The sequence below is a fragment of the Halobellus limi genome (genome assembly GCF_004799685.1).
Taxonomy (GTDB): Archaea; Halobacteriota; Halobacteria; order Halobacteriales; family Haloferacaceae; genus Haloquadratum; species Haloquadratum limi.
Map to the genome: position 1 here is coordinate 59,868 of NZ_CP031312.1, position 20,945 is coordinate 80,812.

The 20,945-nt window shown below is 64.7% G+C and carries 22 protein-coding genes; 3 read left to right on the forward strand and 19 right to left on the reverse strand.

The window, feature by feature from the left end; all coding sequences use genetic code 11:
- Genes DV707_RS14910 through DV707_RS14920 form a run of 3 tightly spaced genes read right to left on the reverse strand, consistent with a single transcriptional unit; the run spans nt 1 to nt 3,310 of the window.
- On the reverse strand, nt 1-924 hold the full coding sequence (locus DV707_RS14910) for a carbohydrate ABC transporter permease (protein ID WP_103992525.1): 924 nt from the start codon (nt 922-924) through the stop codon (nt 1-3).
- Nucleotides 917-1,930 (reverse strand): carbohydrate ABC transporter permease, encoded by a 1,014-nt coding sequence (locus DV707_RS14915; RefSeq protein ID WP_103992526.1) that lies wholly within the window; start codon nt 1,928-1,930, stop codon nt 917-919. The genes DV707_RS14910 and DV707_RS14915 overlap by 8 nt, the downstream gene beginning before the upstream one ends.
- 9 nt (nt 1,931-1,939) lie before the next feature.
- Entirely contained in the window at nt 1,940-3,310 is a 1,371-nt protein-coding gene (locus DV707_RS14920) for an ABC transporter substrate-binding protein (protein WP_103992527.1), read from the reverse strand.
- 311 nt (nt 3,311-3,621) lie between these two features.
- On the opposite strand from DV707_RS14920, the gene DV707_RS14925 reads away from it, so the two are divergent.
- Together DV707_RS14925 and DV707_RS14930 are read left to right on the forward strand one after the other, a co-directional pair.
- Nucleotides 3,622-4,377, forward strand: coding sequence for an IclR family transcriptional regulator (locus DV707_RS14925; protein WP_103992528.1), 756 nt, complete (start codon nt 3,622-3,624; stop codon nt 4,375-4,377).
- A gap of 131 nt (nt 4,378-4,508) precedes the next feature.
- Nucleotides 4,509-5,162 carry a bifunctional 4-hydroxy-2-oxoglutarate aldolase/2-dehydro-3-deoxy-phosphogluconate aldolase gene (locus DV707_RS14930; RefSeq protein WP_103992529.1) on the forward strand — a complete coding sequence of 218 codons (654 nt, stop codon included), beginning with the start codon at nt 4,509-4,511 and terminating at the stop codon, nt 5,160-5,162.
- Nucleotides 5,163-5,166: 4 nt separating this feature from the next.
- Here DV707_RS14930 and DV707_RS14935 read toward each other — a convergent pair whose 3' ends face one another.
- A complete protein-coding gene (locus DV707_RS14935; RefSeq protein WP_136361895.1) occupies nt 5,167-5,400 on the reverse strand; it encodes a hypothetical protein in 234 nt (77 codons plus the stop codon).
- A gap of 249 nt (nt 5,401-5,649) precedes the next feature.
- Between DV707_RS14935 and dpsA the strand changes: the two genes are divergently transcribed.
- Complete coding sequence (gene dpsA / locus DV707_RS14940; RefSeq protein WP_103992531.1) at nt 5,650-6,195, forward strand: DNA starvation/stationary phase protection protein DpsA; 546 nt, start codon at nt 5,650-5,652, stop codon at nt 6,193-6,195.
- A 27-nt stretch (nt 6,196-6,222) separates the two neighbouring features.
- On the opposite strand, the gene DV707_RS14945 is transcribed toward dpsA, so the two are convergent.
- The 15 genes from DV707_RS14945 to DV707_RS15005 form a co-directional block, all read right to left on the reverse strand.
- Nucleotides 6,223-6,477, reverse strand: a complete 255-nt coding sequence (locus tag DV707_RS14945) for an amphi-Trp domain-containing protein (protein WP_235010821.1) — start codon at nt 6,475-6,477, stop codon at nt 6,223-6,225.
- 134 nt (nt 6,478-6,611) lie between these two features.
- Entirely contained in the window at nt 6,612-6,779 is a 168-nt protein-coding gene (locus tag DV707_RS18670) for a hypothetical protein (RefSeq protein WP_170216870.1), read from the reverse strand.
- A 65-nt stretch (nt 6,780-6,844) separates the two neighbouring features.
- Nucleotides 6,845-7,252, reverse strand: a complete 408-nt coding sequence (locus DV707_RS14950; protein WP_103992533.1) for a metal-dependent transcriptional regulator — start codon at nt 7,250-7,252, stop codon at nt 6,845-6,847.
- Nucleotides 7,253-7,270: 18 nt separating this feature from the next.
- Nucleotides 7,271-8,209: a DUF7551 domain-containing protein gene (locus DV707_RS14955; protein ID WP_103992534.1), complete on the reverse strand. Its 939-nt coding sequence runs from the start codon at nt 8,207-8,209 to the stop codon at nt 7,271-7,273.
- A gap of 142 nt (nt 8,210-8,351) precedes the next feature.
- Complete coding sequence (locus DV707_RS14960) at nt 8,352-9,551, reverse strand: ABC transporter substrate-binding protein (RefSeq protein WP_103992535.1); 1,200 nt, start codon at nt 9,549-9,551, stop codon at nt 8,352-8,354.
- A 9-nt stretch (nt 9,552-9,560) separates the two neighbouring features.
- Complete coding sequence (locus tag DV707_RS18675) at nt 9,561-9,734, reverse strand: hypothetical protein (protein WP_170216871.1); 174 nt, start codon at nt 9,732-9,734, stop codon at nt 9,561-9,563.
- A 2-nt stretch (nt 9,735-9,736) separates the two neighbouring features.
- Nucleotides 9,737-9,928: a hypothetical protein gene (locus DV707_RS14965; RefSeq protein WP_103992536.1), complete on the reverse strand. Its 192-nt coding sequence runs from the start codon at nt 9,926-9,928 to the stop codon at nt 9,737-9,739.
- Nucleotides 9,929-10,406: 478 nt separating this feature from the next.
- Entirely contained in the window at nt 10,407-11,336 is a 930-nt protein-coding gene (gene ddh, locus DV707_RS14970; protein WP_103992537.1) for a D-2-hydroxyacid dehydrogenase, read from the reverse strand.
- Nucleotides 11,337-11,509: 173 nt separating this feature from the next.
- Complete coding sequence (locus DV707_RS14975; protein ID WP_103992538.1) at nt 11,510-12,277, reverse strand: metallophosphoesterase family protein; 768 nt, start codon at nt 12,275-12,277, stop codon at nt 11,510-11,512.
- 25 nt (nt 12,278-12,302) lie between these two features.
- Entirely contained in the window at nt 12,303-12,854 is a 552-nt protein-coding gene (locus DV707_RS14980) for a GNAT family N-acetyltransferase (protein ID WP_103992539.1), read from the reverse strand.
- A gap of 2 nt (nt 12,855-12,856) precedes the next feature.
- Nucleotides 12,857-14,419: a methyltransferase gene (locus DV707_RS14985; protein WP_103992540.1), complete on the reverse strand. Its 1,563-nt coding sequence runs from the start codon at nt 14,417-14,419 to the stop codon at nt 12,857-12,859.
- 921 nt (nt 14,420-15,340) lie between these two features.
- On the reverse strand, nt 15,341-15,991 hold the full coding sequence (locus tag DV707_RS14990; RefSeq protein WP_136361896.1) for a hypothetical protein: 651 nt from the start codon (nt 15,989-15,991) through the stop codon (nt 15,341-15,343).
- Nucleotides 15,992-16,193: 202 nt separating this feature from the next.
- Complete coding sequence (locus tag DV707_RS14995; RefSeq protein WP_136361897.1) at nt 16,194-17,159, reverse strand: electron transfer flavoprotein subunit alpha/FixB family protein; 966 nt, start codon at nt 17,157-17,159, stop codon at nt 16,194-16,196.
- A gap of 1 nt (nt 17,160) precedes the next feature.
- Nucleotides 17,161-17,916: an electron transfer flavoprotein subunit beta/FixA family protein gene (locus DV707_RS15000; protein ID WP_136361898.1), complete on the reverse strand. Its 756-nt coding sequence runs from the start codon at nt 17,914-17,916 to the stop codon at nt 17,161-17,163.
- Nucleotides 17,917-17,940: 24 nt separating this feature from the next.
- Nucleotides 17,941-20,478, reverse strand: coding sequence for a GcvT family protein (locus tag DV707_RS15005; RefSeq protein ID WP_136361899.1), 2,538 nt, complete (start codon nt 20,476-20,478; stop codon nt 17,941-17,943).
- Between the last annotated feature and the right edge of the window lie 467 nt (nt 20,479-20,945).

The following is a 20,945-nucleotide window of genomic DNA, read 5'->3' on the forward strand; positions in this document are numbered from 1 at the left end:
TTACTCCTTGACAGAGCCCGCGAGAATCCCGCTGACGAACTGCTTCTGCAAGAACAGGAACAGCACGAAGATCGGGATGATCGAGAGCGTTGCGGCGACCATGATCTGGTCGTAGTAGACGCGCTGTGCACCGACGAGCTGGTTGATCGCGACGGGGATCGTGTACTTGCCCTGATCGAGGATGACAAGCGGGAACAAAAAGAGGTTCCACTGGAAGAGAAAGAGGATGATCGAAAGCGCCGCCAGCGACGACTTCATCGTCGGCAGCGCGATCTTGTAGTACAGCTGGAACTCCGTCGCGCCGTCCATCCGCGCGGACTCCAAGAGCGCGTCCGGGATCGACCGCATGTTCTGTCGCATCAGGAAGATCCCGAGCGGGTTCGCCAGCCACGGGAGGATGATCGCCCAGTAGCTGTTCGTCAGCCCGATCTGGCTCATCAGGAGGAACAGCGGGATGACCAGCAGCTGGATCGGCAGGATCAGCGTCGCGAGGATGGCGTAGAAGATGGGTTTCTTGAACCGGAACTCGTACTTCGCGAAGGCGAAGCCGGCCATCGAGCACAGAAGCAGCGACAGGATAGTGTAGACGCCGGCGACGAAGATGCTGCTCTCGATCGCGCCCATATTCCAGAGGTTCCAGAAGTCGTAGGCAATGTAGATGGGACCGAGTTCGATGTACTGCGTCATCTCGCCGACGTGTCCGACGAACTGGACGTTGTCGCGGGCCCGCAGCGCCTGGAAGTTGCCGAGGAAGCTGTCGCCAGGGATCAGCGTCGGGTCGGTCGAGGAGAGGAACTCCGACTCCTTCAGCGTCGAGGCGACGAAGATCCAGTAGAGGGGGACGAGCGTCACCACGGCGCCGAGCAGGATGAACCCGTAGGTGAGGAACTGCCAGACGGCCTCGCGGCGGGTCTCCTCACGCATCGCTCTCACCTCCGACGTTGAGCTGGATCGCCGAGAAGACGCTCACGATGCCGATGAGGACGTACGTGAGCGCGCTGGCGTACCCGAGTCGGAAGTCGATGAACGCCGTCTGGTAGATGTACTGGACGATGGTGATCGTCGAGTCCAGCGGCGCGCCGCCGCCGTTGATGATGACGGGCTCGCTGAACAGCTTGAACGTCCCGATCGTCGAGGTGACGAACACGAAGAGCAGCACGGGGCGGAGCTGCGGGACCGTGACGTACCGGAACTTCTCGATCCGGTTCGCGCCGTCGATCTCGGCGGCCTCGTAGAGCTGCTGGGGGATGTTCTGGAGCCCCGCGAGCAGGATGATCATGTTGTAGCCCGTCCACCGCCAGGTCACCGCCCCGACGATGGTCATCCGCGACCAGAAGGAACTGGTCAGCCAGGGGATCGCGGGCAGTCCCAGCGAGGTCAACACGTAGTTGATCAGCCCGGCGTCCTGCATCATCAGGAGGAACACCGTCGAGTAGGCGACGAGGTTCGCCGAGACTGGAAGCGCGAGCACCGTGCGGAAGACGCCGCGCAGTTTCACGAACGACGCGTCGAGCGCGACGGCGAAGAGCAGAGCGAGCGCCACCATCAGCGGCACCTGCACGACGAGGATGAACGTCGTGTTGAACATCGCCTGGTGGAACAGCGTGTCGGTGAACATCCGCGTGTAGTTCTGGAGCCCCACGAAGCTGAGGTCCGCGATGCTCGTCAGCCGGTAGCTGAAGAAGCCGGTGTCGATCCACAGCAGCGTCTCGTCGCCGACCCCCTCGAACCTGAAGAACGAGAGGTAGAACGTGTAGACGATCGGGAACGCGAGGAAGAGGCCGAAGAGGAGAAACGCCGGCAGTAAGAACACGTAGCCGACGACGCCCTCGCCGGGCGTCGGCATCCGCTCGCCGACCGACTGTCGCGCGAACCGCAGGCGATCGCGTACCGACGGGTTCGATCCCGAAAGCGAATCTCGAGTGGCCATCGATCGTCCTCAGGCGAGGTCGCGATCGGTCCGGTCGGCCACCTGCTGTGCGGCCGCGTCGACGGCCTCCTTGGGCGTCTTGTCGCCGGCCATCATGTCGCGGAAGTGCGAGTTGATGGCCTGCGTGACCTCCGGCGTGTCGATCGTGTACCGGTACGGCGCGATCTCGGGCGCGATCTCCGCGTAGATGCGGCCCGCCTCCTGCCCGCCCAGGAACTCGTTCGGTTGGTCGAAGGCCTCGGACTCGTAGGTCGTCTCCAGCGCCGGGAACAGGCCGTACTCGCGGTACATCGTGAGCTGACTCTCCTCGCGGCCGAGGGCGTACTTCATGAAGTCCCACGCGCGCTTCGCCTTCTCGTCGGAGATCTGTGCCGGGATCGTCAGGTTCGAGCCGCCCCAGTTGGTCGCTCGCGATCCCCCGGATTCGACCGCCGGGGGCTTGAACACGCCCCAGTCGCCGGACGTATCGCCGAGTTCGGCCTTCAGCGTCCCCTCCATCCACGCGCCCGCGGTGAGGCTCGCTGTGGTCCCGTCGCCGAACGCGGTGAACCAGCCGGAGGACCACGAGGCGAGGTCGTTGGCGATCCCCGAGTCGCGGATCTCCTTGAGGATGCGGGCGACCTGCAGGCTCTTGTCCGAGGCGACGTTGACCGCGCCGTTCGCGGTGAACGGCTGCCCGCCGATCTGTCGGAGCATCATCCGCCAGAGGCCGTCGTAGTCGTTCGACGGGAGGTTCAGGAGGTACTGACCGTCGGGGAGTTTCTGTCCCTCCTCGATGTACTGGTCCCAGGTTTCGACGGTGCTCACGTCGATGTCGTGCTCCTCCAGGACGCTGCGGCGGTAGAAGGTCACGACGGGGCCGATGTCCCACGGGAGCGCGTACGTGCCGCCGTCCTTCTCGAGCGGCCCCCACTTGCCCTCGACGAAGTCACCCTTGATTCCCGAGTCTTCGAGCCACCCCGAAATGTCGCGGAGTCCGCCCGTGTCCACCCAGGAAGCGGCGTCGACGCTCTCCATCATCGAGGCGGCCGGCGCGCCCGTCCCCGAGAGCAGCCGCGATTTGAACCGGTCTTTCAGGTCCGAGCGACCGATCTGGTTGATCGAGACGTCGCCGCCGTTGGCCTCCTCGTAGGGGTCGTCGATGAGGTCCATCGCCCGCGCGGCCACGTCCCAGCCCCAGACCTCTGCCGACCCCGCGAGCTGTGACTGCGGCGTCGACGTCGCGTCGCCGGAGTCGGTACTGCCACCGCTCGATTGCGTCGTGTCCGTCGGCTCGGGGTCACCCGTTCCGACACACCCGGCGAGTCCCGCGAGACCCGCGATTCCAGCACCTTTGAGAACAGTTCGCCGTCCGACCGAGCGTCCATCATTATTTGTCATATCGAGGCTCACGTTCAACATAGGAAATAATTAACTTAAATCTTTGGAATGATTGTATCTAAAACGACGTTAGAAGCCGTCTAGACGTGTTTTCGTTGAATAGTGGGTGAGTATTCATAACAAAATCGTTTATTCATAGTGAACAAATTCGGACTGTAGAAAAGTACCTCAACTGCGGTTAGAGACGTTCTAACGCAGCTTTAATCCCGATTTGGGCCTTTCCCGGAAATCGTCATCATTTATCACTATTTACAAAGATCGTTTGTCGATGCTGAACAGTATTTAAGTGATTCCGGAACGTACCTTCGGCCGTGACCGAGTATCCAGTCGGTGCGACCCGGACGTCCGGTCGCATCGTTCGCGCGCTGGAAGGTGGCAGAGAGGCCGGCGTCACCGAACTGGCCGACGAGTTGGACCTGTCGAAGGCGTCCGTGCACAACCACCTCGTGACGCTCGAACGGCTGGGTGTCGTCATCTCCGCCGACGGACGGTACCGCCTCGGTCTGCGGTTCCTCGACCTCGGGATGTCGGTCCGCGACGGAATGCCGCTGTACGAGGTGGCCCGGTCCGAACTCAGGGGACTCGCGGAATCGACCGGCGAATCGACGGCGCTGGTGGTAGCCGAGGACGGGCGGGCCGTCCACGCGGCGGTCGAGGACCCCGATCGGAACGGTCGGCGGGTCCGGCTCGGGGACCGTCTCCCGCTGCACGCGACGGCCGCGGGGAAGTTGATCCTCGCCTACCGGTCCCGAGAGGCCGTCGAAGAGTACGTCGAGGCGTACGGGCTGGACCGCCACACCGACCGGACGATCCGGTCTCGGGCCGATCTCCGGGACGAACTGCGGTCGATCACCGACCGCGGGTTGGCGTTCGATCGGGGCGAACTGGCCGAGGATATGCGGTCGGTGGCCGCACCGATCAGGCGCGAGGACCGGACGGAGGAGCTCGCGGGCGTGCTCGCCGTGCTCGGTCCCGCGGAGCGCCTCTCGGGAAAGCGCCTGGAGGAGGACCTCCCGGGACTGGTTCTCAGCGCGGCCAAGCGGATCGAACTCGACCTCGCCGAGTGACTTCGGCAGGTTCGTTTGGTATCGGTGAACGCGAGTGCGTTTCGCGAACTCGTTTTTCATAACTGAACGGGACGGCGAACCGAAGCGTCGTTCGTCGGGTCATTTATCAGCGTCTCACGAGAGCCCCGGGTATGAGCCGACAGCGGAACGCAGACCTCGATCGCCTGTTCGAGACCGGAATCGTCGGGATCCTCCGCGGAGTCCCGGCAGAGAAGACGATAGACGTCGCCGCGGCCCTCGCCGACGGCGGCGTCGACGTGATCGAAGTGACGGCCGACACGGACGGCGCGCTCAACACCATCGACCGCCTCTCTTCGGCCTTCGATCGCTCGGAGGTGCTCGTCGGCGCGGGGACCGTCCTCGACGGCGAGACCGCGGGCGCGGCGCTGCGGGCGGGCGCGGAGTTCGTGGTCACGCCCAGTTTCGACGCCGAAGTGGTGCGCACCTGCAACCGCTACGGGGCCGTGGTCGCGCCGGGTGTGATGACGCCGACGGAGGCGGTCGACGCGTACGAGGCGGGCGCGGACCTCCTGAAGGTCTTTCCCGCGTCGACGCTCGGCCCCGGGCACGTCGGCAGCCTGAAGGGACCGCTCGAACACCTCCCGCTGCTCCCGACCGGAGGGGTCTCGCTCGACAACGTCGAGGCGTTCGTCGAGGCGGGGGCCGACGGCGTCGGCGTGGGGAGCTCGCTCGTCGACAGCGAGGCCGTCGCAGCCGGCGACTACGGCGTCCTGACCGAACGCGCGGAGGCGTTCCGCGAGAGCGTCGAGAACGCCCGAAAATAGACCGCTACAACATCGTCCCCGGGAAAGCGCGGGCGGCGTGGCCGACGACGGCGGTCCGCTCACCGCCCGCGCGGCGAACCGCGGCCTCCGGACGGGCGGACCCCAGTCCCGGCGGATCAGTCCCGACAGCACCGTCGCCGTCGGCGCTGTCGGCGCTGCGACGGGCACAGGCGGTGGCGCGGTGCGGGTGACCGCCCGTGGTGGAAACGTCCACGGCGGAGACCGTCACAGCGGTCACTGGGGGGTCCCCATCCGAGTGAGCCGGCGGAGTAGCGCGGTCGAGTCGTACGTCGAAAACAATAGTTTGTTTTCTGAGGTATTCTCGTCAATCCGTGCGAGATAGGAGTACCAGGAGTCGCCGGAGAATACGTGTAGTAGCTTCTTCGGGAGCTAAGCCAGCCGGAATGGATCGGATTTTTAGGTGGTGCGAAAAGTTGTCCCACTATTGATAAATTATAAGTGTGTGGCGCACGTAGGGGGAGACGAGATGAACACAGAAAAGCAGATCCAGCAGCAGGCCGGAACGGTCGAAGAGAACGCACTCCGCCTCGAGACGGAGAAGGCCGAGCAGATCGTCGACGCACTGAACAGCGACCTCGCGGACGCGTACGTCCTATACCACCAGCTCCACAAGCACCACTGGAACGTCGAGGGCGCGGAGTTCCTCGACATCCACGTGTTCCTCCAGGAGGTCTACGAGGACGTCGAGGACGCCGCCGACGAACTGGCCGAGCGCCTGCAGGCGCTCGGCGGCGTCCCGCACGCCAGTATGACGACGCTCGCGGAGAACGCGACAGTCGAACCAGAGGACGAGGACGTCTACGACATCCGGACGTCGCTCTCGAACGACCTCGAGATGATGGGCGACATCATCGAGAGCTACCGCCAGCACATCGAACTGGCCGACGGGCTCGGTGACCACGCGACCGCCCAGATGCTCCGCGAACAGCTGGAAACGATCGAGGAACACGCCCACCACGTCGAACACTACCTCGAAGACGACACGCTCGTCCTCGAGTCGGCGACGAAGTAACGTCCTCGGCCTCGATCGAGCGATCGACTAACGGACGTCGGGCGCGGTTTCGTCGGTGCGCCCGGGAAGCTCCAGTTCGATTTCGAGTTCTGGTTCGCCCGTCCCCTCGTAGTCGATCTCCAGACCGGCCGGTTCGCCGAACGCGAACGGCAGTTCCCACTCGTCGGTGACGAGACTGAGGTCGTCACCGTCGCGGAGTTGCTCGCCGAGAGCGATCAGGAACGCCCCCGCTTCGCTCGCGTCGAGGCGGTACTCCTCCTCGAAGTTCCGACCGGGACGGATCGTCGTCCGGTCCGATTCCGGAGCCGATTCAGCACCGGAGTCCGGTTCGGACTCGACCGCCGGCTCCGGGTCGGCGTCCGATTCGGTCGTCTCCGCCGGTTCGGTCTCTGAGGTGTTAGTGTCAGTCATATCGCTTATCGACGCACGTCGACGGTGAGATCGCTCGCGATCCAGCCGTCCGTGTTGTCGGCCTCGATGAACACGGAACGACTCGGGCCGCTTGCACAGACGGTTATCGTCGGAGAGTGGTCGGGTTCGCCCGCCGATTCCTGGTCGGTACGCGACTGAGCGCCTACGGACATTAGCTTCGTTTAGGCAAACCTAAAATAAAAAGGGACCGGTCCGCGCCCACTCGCGTCGGCGAGCACTATCGGTGATCGTCCCGCGGGAGGGAGACGTCCTCGGCCTCGACGCCGTCTAAGTCCTCGAACACCAGTCCGCAGAGCCGCTCGGCCACGGCGGGGCGGAGCAGACCGGCGATCTCCATCGCCTCCCGCTCGTGGTCGTCCAGTTCGAGGACGACGCGAAAGAACCACGACAGTGCGACGTACGACTCGTGTAGCTCTTCGGCTCGTGCCCGCCCGTCCTCGGTGAGCGTGGCGCCGGCGTACGGTTCGTGCGTGAGGAGACCGTCCGCCTCGAGCCGCCCGAACATCTCCGTCGCCGTCGACGCCGAGCGGTCGAGACGCTCCGCGATCCGACCCGAAGAGACCGGCGGCGGCGACCGCTGTTCTTCGATGTACAGCGCGAGGAGGTACTGGGACTTCCGTGTCACTGGACGTGGCTCGCGGGATCAGGTCACCGCCGGTGCGATCGAGGCCTCTCGATCCCCCGTCGCGATCGCCTCCGCAGCGGGGACGAGTTCGATGCGCCACTCGCGCTTCGGACCGGTCGCGGCGGCCGAGACGGGAAGCCACTCCCGACCATACCGGTGGAGTTCGACGAGAACCGGGAGCAGCGGGAGGCGGTCGGCGTGACGGGACAGCGCGTAGTCGGCGAGTTCGATCCGATGGGCCGTGGCGTCGGGGTCGTCCGGGCCGACGTGACGGGTGTTCTCGACGATCCCGACCGCCCGCAGTCTCGAGAGCGCGGCGTCGGCAGGGTCCAGTTCCGAGCCCCACCGAGCGTCCGCATCACTGTCCAATCGCGCCGCCGCCTCCGAAAGGACGGCCGCCTGATCGGTGGGCGGGAGTCCGGTGGCTATCTCGCCCGCCATACATTCCAGCAGACAGAGACAGAGGCCGTCGGGGGTCGAACGGCGCTCGGCGAACTCGAGGTAGGCGTCCATCACGGCCGATTCCACCCGCTCGTGACCGCGCACAGAGAGCGCCTCGAATACCGACGCCGCCACCCGGTGGCAGAACTCGACGAGCCGACGGTCGCTCGCGGTCTGCCGAGGGACGGCCGGCTCCGAGAGCGTCCACGTTCCCGGGTGATCGGCCCGACAGCGGGAGTGACCGCGTTCCCGCGGCCGAGCGGTCTCCCCCGGCGGGCAGTCCTGATAGACGACCACCTCGTGGTAGGGGAGCCGCGGGTCGTAGCGGCGGAGCGCGGCGCGGTACTGCTCGGTCATCCGAGCGGCCACGCGGGCGGTCCGGCGACTGTCGAACCTGAGGCCGGACGCGGGTACGGGCCGGTCACCGTAGCGCGCGCAGACGAGGTAGTACTCACCGGTCTCGCTCGCGAGGTCGGCGAGTCGGTCGCGGATGTCCTGCAGCGTCGTGCCGATCATCGGCGGCCACTGCCCGCGTGGCGAATCGGTCGACGGCGTCGGCGGACGACGTCGACGGACGCGGTGTCGTCCGCCGAGACGGCACCGTCGGCGGCTGTTCGCACCGCCGAGCACGGTATCGACTGTGGTGCGTCGAGCACGGTCAGATCTCTCCCTTCACGATGTCCGCCACCCGCTGACGGTCGAACAGCTCCCGGTCACCGGTCACGTCACCGAACTCGGCGGGGTAGAGCTGTTTCGCCGCGCGCTCGGTCAAGAAGAGGTTGTGGATCGGCCCCTGATAGAGGTAGCCACCGCGGTAGACCCGACCGTTCCGTACCGCCCGGAGTTCGCCGCCGACGGGGTGGTCTCTCATATACGCGAGCACGGTCTCTCGGAACTCCTCAGCGGTCTTCCGTTCGTGACCGCGGACGAGGATCACTTCGGGGTCGATTTCGAGCAGGTTTTCGTAGTCGAGTTCGCCGCGGTTCGTGGTGCTGAGATTCTCGACGTCCGTTCCCGCGAGGGCGTCGGTCATGCCGAGATCGAGCCACTGTTTCTTGCTCGTCCCCCCGTCGACCAGTCGGTACGGCGAGAACGTCGACGGCTCGTCGGTCCCCTCGAAGGTGAGGAACACGCTCGGTCGTTCGTCCGCCGGGGGGAGCCGCCTCTGGAGGCCGGCGATGAACTCGTCGTGGAGTTCGGCGAACGCCTCGAAGCGGTCGCGTTCACGGAACACCGCTGCGACCCTCTCGAAGGCTTCGTACAGCGTGTAGTACCGGTAGTCGTGCCAGCCGTCGGACCGACGGAAGATCAGGTTCCCGAAGAACGGAGCGACCTCCTCGGAGATCTCCGCGACGTCCGCCTCGTCCCAGTCGAACCAGTTGATCAGCATCTGTGGGTCATAAAGGTGGACGTCGCCGTCGAGTTCGTAGAACTCCTCTTTCGTTCGGACCTTCGGGTGCGCCTCCACCGCGCTCCGATCGAACTCGACGCCCGGGAGCTCGTCGTAGACGTACGTGTAGTAGCGGTCGGCCCCGCCGATGCCGGTCAGGCCGTCGGCCCGTCCCAGCGCGACCGCCATATCGGCGTAGCCGCCGTCGTAGGCGACCCACCGCTCTGGAGCGGTCTCGAACGTCACCTCGCCGACCGGTTCCATCGAGACGGCGTACGGTTCGGTACCGCGCTGGGTCCCCGTCGGCTCGCCGGTCACCGTCGATCGGGTGGTCGTGGCGTCCGACCGCGAGCCGCCCCGACCCGCACAGCCGCTCAAGAGCCCGCCGGTGGCGATCGCGCCGCCGTATCGGACGACGTCTCTCCGGGTCGATACATCGCGTGTCGTCTCGGTTTTGTCGTTGTCCATATGTCTCGGTTACCGTCGTACTTTCATCGGCCGCTCGGCGGCGATGAACGGTTCCGCGTCGTCGTCCGCGAGCGCCAGTCCGCCGCAGTCGGGTCGACACACCCGCCAGGCGGGCAGTCGCGGTATCCCGTACTCCTCGGGGGCCCCGTAGCGGGCGGCGATCAGCCACGTGCGCGCCCGCATAGTCAGGCATCTCCGCCGGTGGCGGCAACGGTCCGCCGACGGTCGGACAGCCGTTCGTCCCCGGAAGCGGAGTTCAGCTTCCGGGTTCCCGCCCTCATCGTGGGGCTCGCGTCGACGTCGGTGACGAGGGCGGTCGACCCGGGTCCCGCCGGTTTCGCGATCGGTGCACCGCGCGTTCTGTCTGTACTCGCCATAATTTTAGGCTAGCCTAAAAGTTCATAACCGTTCCGGTTTTTAGGCTAGCCAAAATAATTTGGCCGGTAGTCAGCAGAGTAAGTTACCCGTCGACAACGGCCACGAACCCGTCGATTCGGTCGAATTCCGGTCGAACCTCCAATCGAACCTCCGATCGGACAGCCAGGCGCATCGTGGCGCGGGGAACCTGCGGTCGGTCTCGCGTCGCAGTCGACCACTCCCTGTTCAGCGGCTCTCTCCCGGCTCCGCGTCCGAGGCGGTGCGGCCCGCAGTCGTACCCAGTAGAGCCACGTAACCGTTCAAAAGAGTGTCGATTTTTTAGGCTTACCTAACACCCGGGGTGCACGTACCGCTCGCCGTGCAGTCGTGAGAACAGTGGGACCGAAGACCGGCGGTCGGGTCCACTGCGCGTCTCGGTTGCCATCGGAACGGCGACGGGAAGGCCGGCGACGTCCATCTCGGCGCCGACGCGCGCGATCACAGGACCCTGTTGACGGGGTCCGAACCCGCTCGGATCCGTCGGACGCCCTCCCGAACGACGTCGGCGACGTTCCGGTAGTAGTCCCTCGTGATCGAACCCGCGTGCGGCGTGAGGATCACCTCGTCCATCTCCCACAGCGGCGACGACTCGGGGAGCGGCTCCGTCTCGAAAACGTCCAGCGCTGCCCCGGCGATCGTACCCTCCTCGAGCGCCGTCACCAGCGCGTCCTGATCGACGACGTCCCCGCGGGCGACGTTCAGGAGATACGCGTCCTCGCGCATCGCCGCCAGGACGTCACCATCGATCAGCCCCCGGGTCTCGTCGGTGAGCGGAACCGCCAGCGCGACGAACTTCGCGTCGGAGACCGCTCGTTCCAGCTCTGACGGCGTGTAAACCCGTCCGACGCCCGGTTCGGGCACCGGCGTCCGGCGGACACCGTCGACGTCGAGCCCGAGTCCCGTCAGTCGGTCGACGATGCCCCGTCCGAGGCTCCCGAGACCGACGACGCAGGCCCGTTCGCCCGCGACCGTCCAGGCCTCGTCCCAGGCCGGCTGTGACCAGCGGTTCCGCCGTTGGTTCGCCGCGTGTTCGTGGAGGCGCCGTGCGAAGGAGAGGACGTACCCCGCGACGGTCTCGCCGATCGCGTCCCCGTGGATTCCGGTGCTGTTCGTCAGGACGACCCCCTCCTCGCGGAGCCGGTCCCGCGGAAAGCGATCGACACCCGCCAGAACGGAGTGGATCCACTCGACGTCGAGAAACCGCTCCCGGTACTGGAACGTCACGACCGCGTCGCAGTCGACGACCGGATCGGTCGAGCCGTCGATCACGGTCGTTTCGACCGGCGAGTCTCGGAGGGCGTCGAGCAGTCGCTCCGGCGGGAACAGCGCCGAGACCGACTCGTCGATTGCGAGCGCGTCGAGTTGCATACCCCCCAGTGAGTCGAGACACCAGCTAACAGTTTCCCTTCGAAGGGCGCGATCGGAGCGTGTGTGAGTCCTCAACCGCGGGGCGAAACCTGTCGGCGCTCACGCCGCCGGCGTCCGACTCGTCGGGTTGATCGGGAACCGGGGTTCGGTGCGGACTCCCGATGCGGCGCCGCTCAGTCGGAGAGTCTGACCCGATGCTCCGTCCCGTCGCCCGCGTGGTGCTCGCAGACGGTCGTCTCGCCGGTTCGAAGCACGGCGAACGCGCCCGTTTCGCCGCGCGGGTTACGGCGCTTGTTGAACGAGTCGACGGTGAAGTGTGGGAGGCCGTCGACGTCGTCGTAGTGCCAAGCGTGGAGGTGTCCGTTCACGACGGCGTCGATCCGGTCCGAGGCGGGGTCGAGAAGCGCTCGAACGTCTCGCTTGTTGCCGCAGAAGGCCTCTTCGGGGTGTTCGCCGAACCAGTAGTTGTCCCCCACGGGCCGGTAGTGGACGGGGTGGTGGACGAAGACGACGGCGTCGCGGAGGCGCGCCGCGGCGTCCGCCAGGGCGTCGAGTTGGACGGCGTCGACCTCGCCGCGGCTCCCGGAGAGTCGCGGGGCCGAGGAGTCGAGGAAGACGCGGTCGTCGTCGGAGCCGATCCGCCAGCGGTCGTTCCCCACGAGTTCCTCGAACGTCTCGAGGTCGAGGTGGTCGACGTCGTGGTTACCCGGGACGACGCGGTAGGGGACCGGGAGGTCGTCGAGGCGGTCGACGAAGCGGGCGAGCAGACGGCGGTCGGCGTCCGGGCCGGCCCCCGCGACGACGTCGCCGAGGATGACGAGTTCGTCGGGGTCGTGCGCGAGAAACCGCTCTGTGGCCGCCTCGAAGGCGTCGAACAGCGGACCTGCGCTCTCGGGAGCGAGGTGGAGATCCGAGACGACAGCGACGGTGTCGCCGGTCATCGGCCCGAGGCAAAGAGGCGGGAGGTCATCGGTCCGAGCCGTCGTAGTCGTCGACGGCGATCCCGTAGTACACCGTGTCGACGCCCTCGCCCCTGTCGTCCTCGATGCGGGTGAGGAGCTCGAACCCGAGGTCCTCGAGGAGGTCGAGGTGGCGGTCGTTCGAGTCCCACGTGCGGGTCGTCACGTACGGTTCCCGAGCGTCCTCGGGGACGTCGGTCAACAGTTCGTGGTACAGTCTCCGAGCGTAGCCCTCACGTCGGTGTGCGGGGTCGACGATGATCGTCGAGACGTAGTCGGAGGGCGTGTACGCGCCGAGTTCGTCGATGGCGTAGCCGGGACGGAACGAGAGGAATCCCAGGACGTCCTCGCCGTCGTACGCGAGGACGAACGACTGGTCGATGCACTGCTCGAAGTACTCGTCGAGCGCGTCGTTCCGCTGTTCGTCGAGGCCGTCGGTCTGGGTCGTTCCCTGGCGGGCCGAGAGCGGCGGCACGAACTCGTCCTCGGCGGCCGCGAGCAGCCGCCGGATCTCGTCGGCGTACTCGCGCGGATCGGCCACGTATTCGACAGTCGTCATCGTTACGCCTCGGTTGGAGCCGCGATCACGTATATCCGGTGGACTGTGACGTCGGTGGGGTCGAGTTGCTTTCGCGCGCGCTGCTTGAACTGCTCGCGGAAGATCTCCCGCTGGGACTCGCTCTGCAGGCGTTCGCAGTAGGCGTTCAGACTCGCCTCCGCGAAGTCGTCGACGATGGTGTCGGGGGCGGTGTCGTTGTCGTCTTTCATCCGGATGGGATCGAACCCGTGCCCCTCCAGTAAGTCCCCCATCTCGTCGGTGTTGTAGTAGATGAGATCCAGCGGCGGATTGAGGTTCTCGAAGTAGGCGTCGTAGTCGAAGTCGTCGAGCACCTCGACCGCGACCTGGTGGAGTTCCTTGTAGGTGCCCTCGTGACCCTGGTGGACGGCCAAGAGCCCGTCGGAGTCGATAAGCTTCCGGAGGTTGGCGTACGCCTCGTGTTGGCCCTCGACCCAGTGCATCGCCGCGTTCGAGAAGATCAGGTCGTAGCGGCCGATCTCCTCGTCCGGGCAGTACTTCTCGATCTTCTCGTAGCTGTACTCGATGTCGAGGTGCTCGGGGCTGTGTTCGGTCCGGGCCTTCGCGATCGCCGATCGGGAGGAGTCGATCCCGACGACCGACGCGTCGGGGTACCGCTCGGCCAGTCGCTCGGTCACCTTGCCGGTGCCGCAGCCGACGTCGAGGATGTGCTCGGGGTCGAACTCCCGAGTCACCGTCGCCGACTCGATGAATCCGAGGAGTTGGACCGACTGCTGTTCCTGGATCGTCGAGTGCTCCTCGTAGCGGTCGGGGTTGCGGAACAGCGCCCGGTCGTCGTTGATCCGCTCCAGACAGGCGTTCGTGAAGTGGTTGAGAAGCGCCCCGTCCATGTAGCGCTCGTCCTGCGTGTACGCCTGCGTGAACGCGTTGAGCGCCTCCTCGTAGTTCTGGTTGGCGAACTCGCGCGTCCCCTCGTTGAACAGGTGGATGTACTTCTCGCTGAACTTCGTCGTATCGCAGAGGTGGAAGACGTCGAGGTTCCGGCGGATTCCCCGGAGGCTCTGATCGGGGATCCGCCGCCCGACGTAGCCGTCGGGGAGTTCGTGGACCGACGTCGAGTTGTACGTGGTCTCGTCGGCCAGGATCGAGGCGTCGTACTCCTTGCACAGCCCTTCGAGTCTGGCCGCGATGTTCACGCTGCGGCCGATGACGGTCGAATCGATGTCGGCGAGCGTGGTCTCGTTGACCGGGCCCGTCGCGATGCCGATACCGACGTTGACGGATCCGAACCGACGGTCCATACCGTTCTGGTCGTTCGTGTGCCGGTGGATCTCCGTCGCCGCGTTCAGCGCGCTCTGACCGGGGGAATCGCCCCGAAAGACGGCCATAATCCCGTCGCCGACGACCTTGTCGATCACCCCGCTGTGTTTCTCGACCACGGTGCGGACGTGCCCGAAGAGCTCGTCGAGCATCTCGCTGATCTCGTCGTCGCCGTAGTTGTCCAAGAGAAGCGTGAAGTTCCGCACGTCGAGAAAGAGCACCGAGACGGGATCTCCCCCGTCGTCGGGCGGCGAGTCGGCAGTCATACGCACTCGGTTCTCCCGGGGGAAGCAAAAGTCATCGGGATGCGTCGCGAGTACCGTGTGGTCCGAAGCGAAACCGCTGATGAGGAACAAGCGGGTCTCTATCAGCTCCGTGTCGATGTGTCGGAACGGATGGGCACCTCGCTCGTGGCGTCCCTGCGATAGATATCAGCAGCCGCAATGCCTAATTGATAAATTTTGTATACTATTTCGATTTTTGATTTGTTGGTGCACAGAACGGTTAGTCGCGATTCGAACGAATCACTTCTAAGAAGCGGTATCCGGCGACAAGACCTCTTTATTGCGTATTCTCTATCTGCCTCGAGAAACACGACATCGATGAGGCCGTATTTCTCGTTGATACCTCTACACTGCTTTTAGACGCTGATAGCACCCGTTTTTAGATACGAACGCCACCAAGATCACAAAGGACGCCAATAATATTGATTAAAAAGTATGTATCTATATTTTTCAACTATCGTATTGTTCTGCCGCCCCGAGCGAGTTACAACTGACGAGTGGATGCAGTCGTTCGCCTTCACACAGGGTCAGCTATAGTAGCGTTTGCAACTAATTGCTCATCCGATCGCACGCTGTCGTGCGATTGAGTGAGTGAAGACTTGCAAACACTACTATAATTCGAACGACTCCGGGACATCGTTTGGGCGGGGACGAAAGAACGCAAGCAGGGTATGAACTCCTGAGAGCACCACGCGGACTCGCCGCCATCGCTTCAAGACGCTCCCGTCGACGATCGGAGGGAGGCAGGCGTCGCTACAGCGTCTCCGCTCGTATGTGCGCCGGTCCGTATTCAAAGAATATATATGTTGTTGTCGTGTGAATCCGGAACGAGGGGTCGGAAAGTTCCCAATCCCATGATTGTCGTGCCGATCCCTCTCCCCCCTTTAGAAGCGTACCTCGCTATTAGCCGATGATCTTGCTCGCAGACGGGGAGTGAATGTTTGCATCGATCATATATCGGCGTACGGTCTCGCTCGAAACCTCCATATCGATTTTCTCGCTCATCTCGGCGAACGTCTCACAAGAGTTGTACAAACACCGAAGGTAACCGCTGTCTTCGAACGGAGGCACCGATTCGTCCCGAACGGCTTCGGGATCTGTGAGATCGCTCGGCCCGCCATCCGACGCGGGTGCGTCCGACTCACGAGACGTTGCGCCACCGTAACGAGCGTCCGTCAGGCTCTGCCCGCGGTTCACTATCTTTAGCGTGACCCGCAACACCCCGTTTTCAAAACGCGTCTCGGTGGGCACTACCCCCGGATTCTGATCACTGGGTCGACGGTCACTGCCGCACTCCGCCGGGGTGAACTCCGAACATATCGACGATCGGAACGTGAGCGACAGCCCCTGGTCGTCGATCGAAGACGAACTGAGTTCGAGAGTCGATTCGCCGCCCATCGAGGGGAGATTGTGAAACGGCGTCGAGATCTCTATGGTACCCGCGAGCGGATCAGAACCCCTCCTTTCGGCGACGACGTCGACGTGGTGGACTGCCCACCCATCCGAATCCAACTGCTCGACGACATCCGCAAGCGCCCCGAACCACGAAGACATCTGTGTCGACATCTCCTCGATTCCACTCAATCAGCAGGATCAGTTACCCATACGTACCCAATAGTGAAGTTGTTTAAATAAGGATCGCGGCCTTATCCACGCGTTCGATCCAGTCTGCGTCCGATATCCCCCTCAGTAATCCTCTCAGTACAACCGAACTATCCCCACGTCGATAGAGAAACCGAGACCGGAGGTCGTCCAGCTACTCGGAGTGGCCGCGCGCTTCCAGTTCCTCTGCGATCGCCGGCGCCACCTCGTGGAGGTCCGCGATCACCGCCCAATCGGCCTTCTGGATGATCGCCGCCTCCGGGTCCGTGTTGATCGCTAGGATGTTCTCCGCCCCCTTACACCCCACCATGTGCTGGACCGCACCGCTGATCCCCGCGGGGATGTAGATTTCCGGCGCGATCTTCGCTCCCGTCTGCCCGATCTGGTCGTCGTGCGGCCGCCATCCCTCGTTGACCGCCGCGCGCGAGGACCCCAGCGCCGCGTTCGGCACCCGCTCGACCAGCGCTTCCAGTTCCGAGAAGTCCCCGTCGGTTCCACGACCTCCGGAGACCACCACCCGGGCCTCCCCGAGCGGCACGCCCTCCACGTCGGATTCCTCGACCGACGTCAGTTGCACCCGCAGGTCGCCGTCCGCGAGGTCCGGCGCGAACGCCTCGACAGCGGCCGCGTCGCCGCCGGTCGCCGAGGCCGATACCTCGTTAGCCGCCACCGTCAGCAGGTTCGTCTCCGCCGTGAGCCTCGAATGCTCGATCAGCGTCCCGCCCCACCGCTGGCGGGTCAGCTCGTAGGAGTCGCCCACTTCCACGTCCGTGACCTCCGCCGCCATCGTCACGTCCAGCTTCGAGGCCGCGTGCGCCAGCTTCTCCGCGCCTCGATCAGTCCCCGGCGCGATCACCGCTTCCGTGCCGACCTCTTCAGCGCACTGCACGACCGCGCGACCGTACGCTTCCGGCGCGTACTCCTCGAGGCTGTCGACGGCGTGCAGCGTCTCGACCCCGTGGTCGCCGGCCTCGCCAGCGACGTCTTCGGCACCAGCCCCGAACGCGATCGCTTCCAGCGGTTCGCCGGCCTGGTCGGCGACGTCACGCGCCAAAGCCAGCGCCTGCAACGACACGTCGTCCAGTCCTTCCTCGTCGTGTTCGACGAGCGTGAGTACCATCTCAGACCACCTCCAGTTCTTCGAGCACGTCCACGACGTCCTCGGCCGCCTCCGGGCTCTCCCCGAGGATCTCCGCCGGACTGTCGTCCGTCTCCGGCACTTCCAACTCGACCAGTTCCAGATCGTCCTCGCGCGGGTCGGGCTCGCTCTGTGCGACGGAGGCCTTCCGCGCCTGCATCTTCGCCCGCATCGACGGATACCGCGGCTCGTTCAGGCCCTCTTTCACCGTGATCACCGCGGGCAGGTCCACCTCGTAGACTTCCGACCCGCCCGGAATCTCCCGTTTGGCCGTCGCCGTCCCGCCGTCGACGTCGAGGTCTTTGATGCCCGTCACGCAGGGCAGGCCGAGTTCTTCCGCGACGCGAACGCCCACCTGGTGGTTCGCCGCGTCCGCCGACTCGTTGCCGAACAGCAGCAGGTCGAACTCCGTGTCGCTCTCCTCGACCGCTTCAGCGATGGCTTCCGCCGTCCCCGCGGGACCCCACTCGGCGTCCCCGCCATCCAGCAGAATCCCGTCGTCGGCCCCCATCGCGATCGCCGAGCGGAGTTGCTCGGTCGCTTCCTCCTCGCCCAGCGTCAGCACGGTCACGTTCCCCCCGTGCTCTTCGACGAGTTGGACGCCCTCCTCGACCGCGCACTCCTCGTGGGGGCTGAACGTGAACCCCAGCGACGTCGTGTCGATGTCGAGGTTATCGTCAGTGAGCGATACCTTCGCGCCCGTCTCCGGTACGCGCTTGATTGCTGTGAGTATCTCCATAAGTGTGTGCTCCGTCTCCTCCCGTTAGTACTCGTTGCGGAACAGCCGGTCGTTCTCCGGATCGAAGACCCCGCCGTTGCCCGCGACCTCGACTTCCACCGGGTAGTGCTGGCCGAAGTACTCCACCTGCAGTTCCCGGCCCTCTTCGGCGTACTCCTGAGGCAGGTACGACAGCAGCAGGTGCTTGCCCACCGACGGGCCCGTCCCCGCCGACGTCACGTACGAGCGACGGCCCTCCTCGTCGATGAGCACCTCGCCGTCCTGATCGAGGATCGGCTCGCCGCCCGTCATAAACCGCGGCTCGCCGCCCTCCGGCGCGTGGTCCGTGACGGACAGCGTACACAGCGTCGCCGCGTTCTCCTCGTCGATCGCTTCCGCGTACGCGTCCTTCCCGATGAAGTCCGCGTCCTTCACCCCGTGGAACGTCAGCCCCGCTTCCGCGGGGTTGTAATCGATTTCGAGCTCCGCGCCCATCAGCCGGTAGCCCTTCTCCATCCGACCCGTCTCGCCGTAGACGCCCGTCCCGACCGGCCGGATGTCGTGCTCTTGGCCCGCCTCGTAGACCGTGTCCCAGAGGCGCTGGCCCCGGTCCATCGGCGCGTAGATCTCCCACCCGAACTCGCCCACGTAGGAGATCCGCAGCGCTTTCGCGGACACGCCGTTGATCGTGACGTCCTTCATCTCCGCGAAGTCGAAGGAGTCGGCCGTCATCGGCTCCTCACTGATGGAGTCCATCAGCGCTTCCGCGTTCGGCCCCCACACGCCCAGCGTGCACAGTTCCGAGGAGCGACCGATGAGTTCGGCGTCGCCTTCCAAGTGGTCGCCGAACCACGTCTTGTCCTGGCCCGCGTGCGAACCGCCGGTGATCACCCGGTAGTGATTCTTCCCGAGACGCGCGACGGTCAGGTCCGCGACGAACCCCGCGTTCGGCGCCAGAATCGGCGTGTACGACGCATCCCCGACCTCGATGTCCATCGACGCGACGCAGAGCCGCTCCATATTCTCGTAGGCGTCGCTCCCGATGATGTCGAAGATCCCGAAGCCGGTATCGCCGATCATCCCGACGTTGTTCCGCAAGTGCAGGTGCTCACCGAGGATGATGTCCGACCACCACCGATTGTCCCACTCGTTCGGACGTTGAAGATCCTCGATCTGATCTTCGTATTTGTCGACCAGATCCGCGTTCGACTCGAACCAGCGCGGGCGCTCCCAACCGCCAGCCTCGAAGAACTCGGCGTCGAGATCCTCTTGACGGTTGTAGAAGGCGCTCGTCCGGAGCGGGCGAGTGGACTGCCACTGCTCGCGGGGGTGGACGATGTCGTAGATCTTCTGGAACCCCTCGTGAGCGCGGCTCTCGACGAACTGGTCGGTCTCGCCGTACTCGTCGAAGCGGGCGACGTGGTCGTGGGCGACGATGTCGATGTCGGGGTGGCCCTTCGTCATCCACTTCGAGACCTCCCGCGCGATCGCGGGCGCTTCCTTGATCCAGATGGCCGCACACGACCACAACCCGTCGACCTCGGGAATCGGACCCAAGAGCGGGTGGCCGTCCGGCGTGACGGAGAGCAGCCCGTCGATGGAGTGTCGGATACCCGCGTCCGGATCATCGAGAAGGTCCGGAATGATCTCCAGAGCGTGCTCCATAGACTTCTCGAAGGCATCCTCGGTCAGGGGCGGTTGGGTGGGCGAGAGCGGCGACTCCTCGATGGAGGGGACGTCCTCAACGTCCCAGAGGATGGGCCGGTGCTCGTAGGAGCCGACCTCGATGTCGTTGCCGTGCTGGCGCTCGTACATCTGGGTGTCCATGTCCCGGACGACCGGGTAGTTGATCTCGCCTTCCGGACCCTCTTCGAAGCGTTCGATGGGTCCGACAGAGACCATCTGGTGGACGGCGGGAGTCAGGGGAATGTCGACGCCGGCCATATCTGCGATTTTGGGGCTCCAGAGGCCGGCGGCGATGACGACCTCGTCGGCCTCGACGGTTCCTTTCTCGGTCTCGACGGCGGTGATCTCGCCGTCCTCGACGCGGAGGTCCGTCACTTCCGTGTTGGGTGCGGTACGGAGCGCACCGGCGTCCTTCGCCTGCTGGCGGTAGAGTTCGCCGGCGCGGAGCGGGTCACAGGTGCCGGCATCCGTGCTGTAGAAGCCGCCCTTGATGATGTCGGTGTTGACGTAGGGGACGAGTTCCTCGACCTCCTCGGGCGTGAGGAGTTCGGCGTCTTCACCGAAGGCCTTCGCGGAGACGACGCGGCGCTTGAGTTCCTCCATCCGCTCCTCGGTTCGAGCGACCTCGATCCCGCCGGAGTTGGTAAACACCCCGAACTCGCGGTAGATGTCCCGGCTGTCGGAGGTGATCTTGGTCATATCCTTGCTGTGTTCGACGGGGAAGATGAAGTTGGAGGCGTGGCCGGTCGAGCCGCCGGGGTCCGATAGGGGCCCCTTGTCGATCAGGAGGATGTCGTCTCTGCCGCGTTCGGCGAGTTCGCCTACGAGGGAGCTGCCGACGATGCCGGCTCCGATCACTACGGTACCTGCCGTCGAAGGAAAGTCGCTACGACTCATTTGGATGTATCGCTTCGGAGAGTTTGTCTGTGAGAACCGTTGCTATCCGACAGGAAACCGCTATTGCCGGCCGAGGACCGGCCGTCCGATGTATCGAGTGCCATACGCCGATGAGTACCGTGTCCATTAGTAACTAACATCACCCTCAATGCTGAAGGAGTATATATACTCTGGCGGTGACGACGAACGGCAATCGGATCGGCTACCGAGATGGGGGCAGTGAAATTCGAGACCGACCGCGATCTGGGGGGTTGATGATCCGTGGGCATAGCCCGAGCGCACGGTCCGTCCGGCTAGCACCGGATAGTGTTCGTATATTCCAAACAGTATTTGAAGAACGGCGGCCACGAGGGTGAATTGTGACGAAGACGATAGCATAATCACCGTTGAGGCGGTCTGTTAGTCCCATTACAAACCTATTCTTGTAATTTCTTGAGTGAGGGTGACGTATCGAGTCAAATCTGTCA

Bases quoted from the DNA above. Each gene is read 5' to 3' on its own strand.
- DV707_RS14910 (WP_103992525.1), bottom strand. From the start codon at position 924: ATGCGTGAGGAGACCCGCCGCGAGGCCGTCTGGCAGTTCCTCACCTAC.
- DV707_RS14915 (WP_103992526.1), bottom strand. From the start codon at position 1,930: ATGGCCACTCGAGATTCGCTTTCGGGATCGAACCCGTCGGTACGCGAT.
- DV707_RS14920 (WP_103992527.1), bottom strand. From the start codon at position 3,310: ATGACAAATAATGATGGACGCTCGGTCGGACGGCGAACTGTTCTCAAA.
- DV707_RS14930 (WP_103992529.1), top strand. From the start codon at position 4,509: ATGAGCCGACAGCGGAACGCAGACCTCGATCGCCTGTTCGAGACCGGA.
- dpsA (WP_103992531.1), top strand. From the start codon at position 5,650: ATGAACACAGAAAAGCAGATCCAGCAGCAGGCCGGAACGGTCGAAGAG.
- DV707_RS18670 (WP_170216870.1), bottom strand. From the start codon at position 6,779: ATGTCCGTAGGCGCTCAGTCGCGTACCGACCAGGAATCGGCGGGCGAA.
- DV707_RS14955 (WP_103992534.1), bottom strand. From the start codon at position 8,209: ATGATCGGCACGACGCTGCAGGACATCCGCGACCGACTCGCCGACCTC.
- DV707_RS14960 (WP_103992535.1), bottom strand. From the start codon at position 9,551: ATGGACAACGACAAAACCGAGACGACACGCGATGTATCGACCCGGAGA.
- DV707_RS18675 (WP_170216871.1), bottom strand. From the start codon at position 9,734: ATGCGGGCGCGCACGTGGCTGATCGCCGCCCGCTACGGGGCCCCCGAG.
- DV707_RS14965 (WP_103992536.1), bottom strand. From the start codon at position 9,928: ATGGCGAGTACAGACAGAACGCGCGGTGCACCGATCGCGAAACCGGCG.
- ddh (WP_103992537.1), bottom strand. From the start codon at position 11,336: ATGCAACTCGACGCGCTCGCAATCGACGAGTCGGTCTCGGCGCTGTTC.
- DV707_RS14975 (WP_103992538.1), bottom strand. From the start codon at position 12,277: ATGACCGGCGACACCGTCGCTGTCGTCTCGGATCTCCACCTCGCTCCC.
- DV707_RS14980 (WP_103992539.1), bottom strand. From the start codon at position 12,854: ATGACGACTGTCGAATACGTGGCCGATCCGCGCGAGTACGCCGACGAG.
- DV707_RS14985 (WP_103992540.1), bottom strand. From the start codon at position 14,419: ATGACTGCCGACTCGCCGCCCGACGACGGGGGAGATCCCGTCTCGGTG.
- DV707_RS14990 (WP_136361896.1), bottom strand. From the start codon at position 15,991: ATGTCTTCGTGGTTCGGGGCGCTTGCGGATGTCGTCGAGCAGTTGGAT.
- DV707_RS14995 (WP_136361897.1), bottom strand. From the start codon at position 17,159: ATGGTACTCACGCTCGTCGAACACGACGAGGAAGGACTGGACGACGTG.
- DV707_RS15000 (WP_136361898.1), bottom strand. From the start codon at position 17,916: ATGGAGATACTCACAGCAATCAAGCGCGTACCGGAGACGGGCGCGAAG.
- DV707_RS15005 (WP_136361899.1), bottom strand. From the start codon at position 20,478: ATGAGTCGTAGCGACTTTCCTTCGACGGCAGGTACCGTAGTGATCGGA.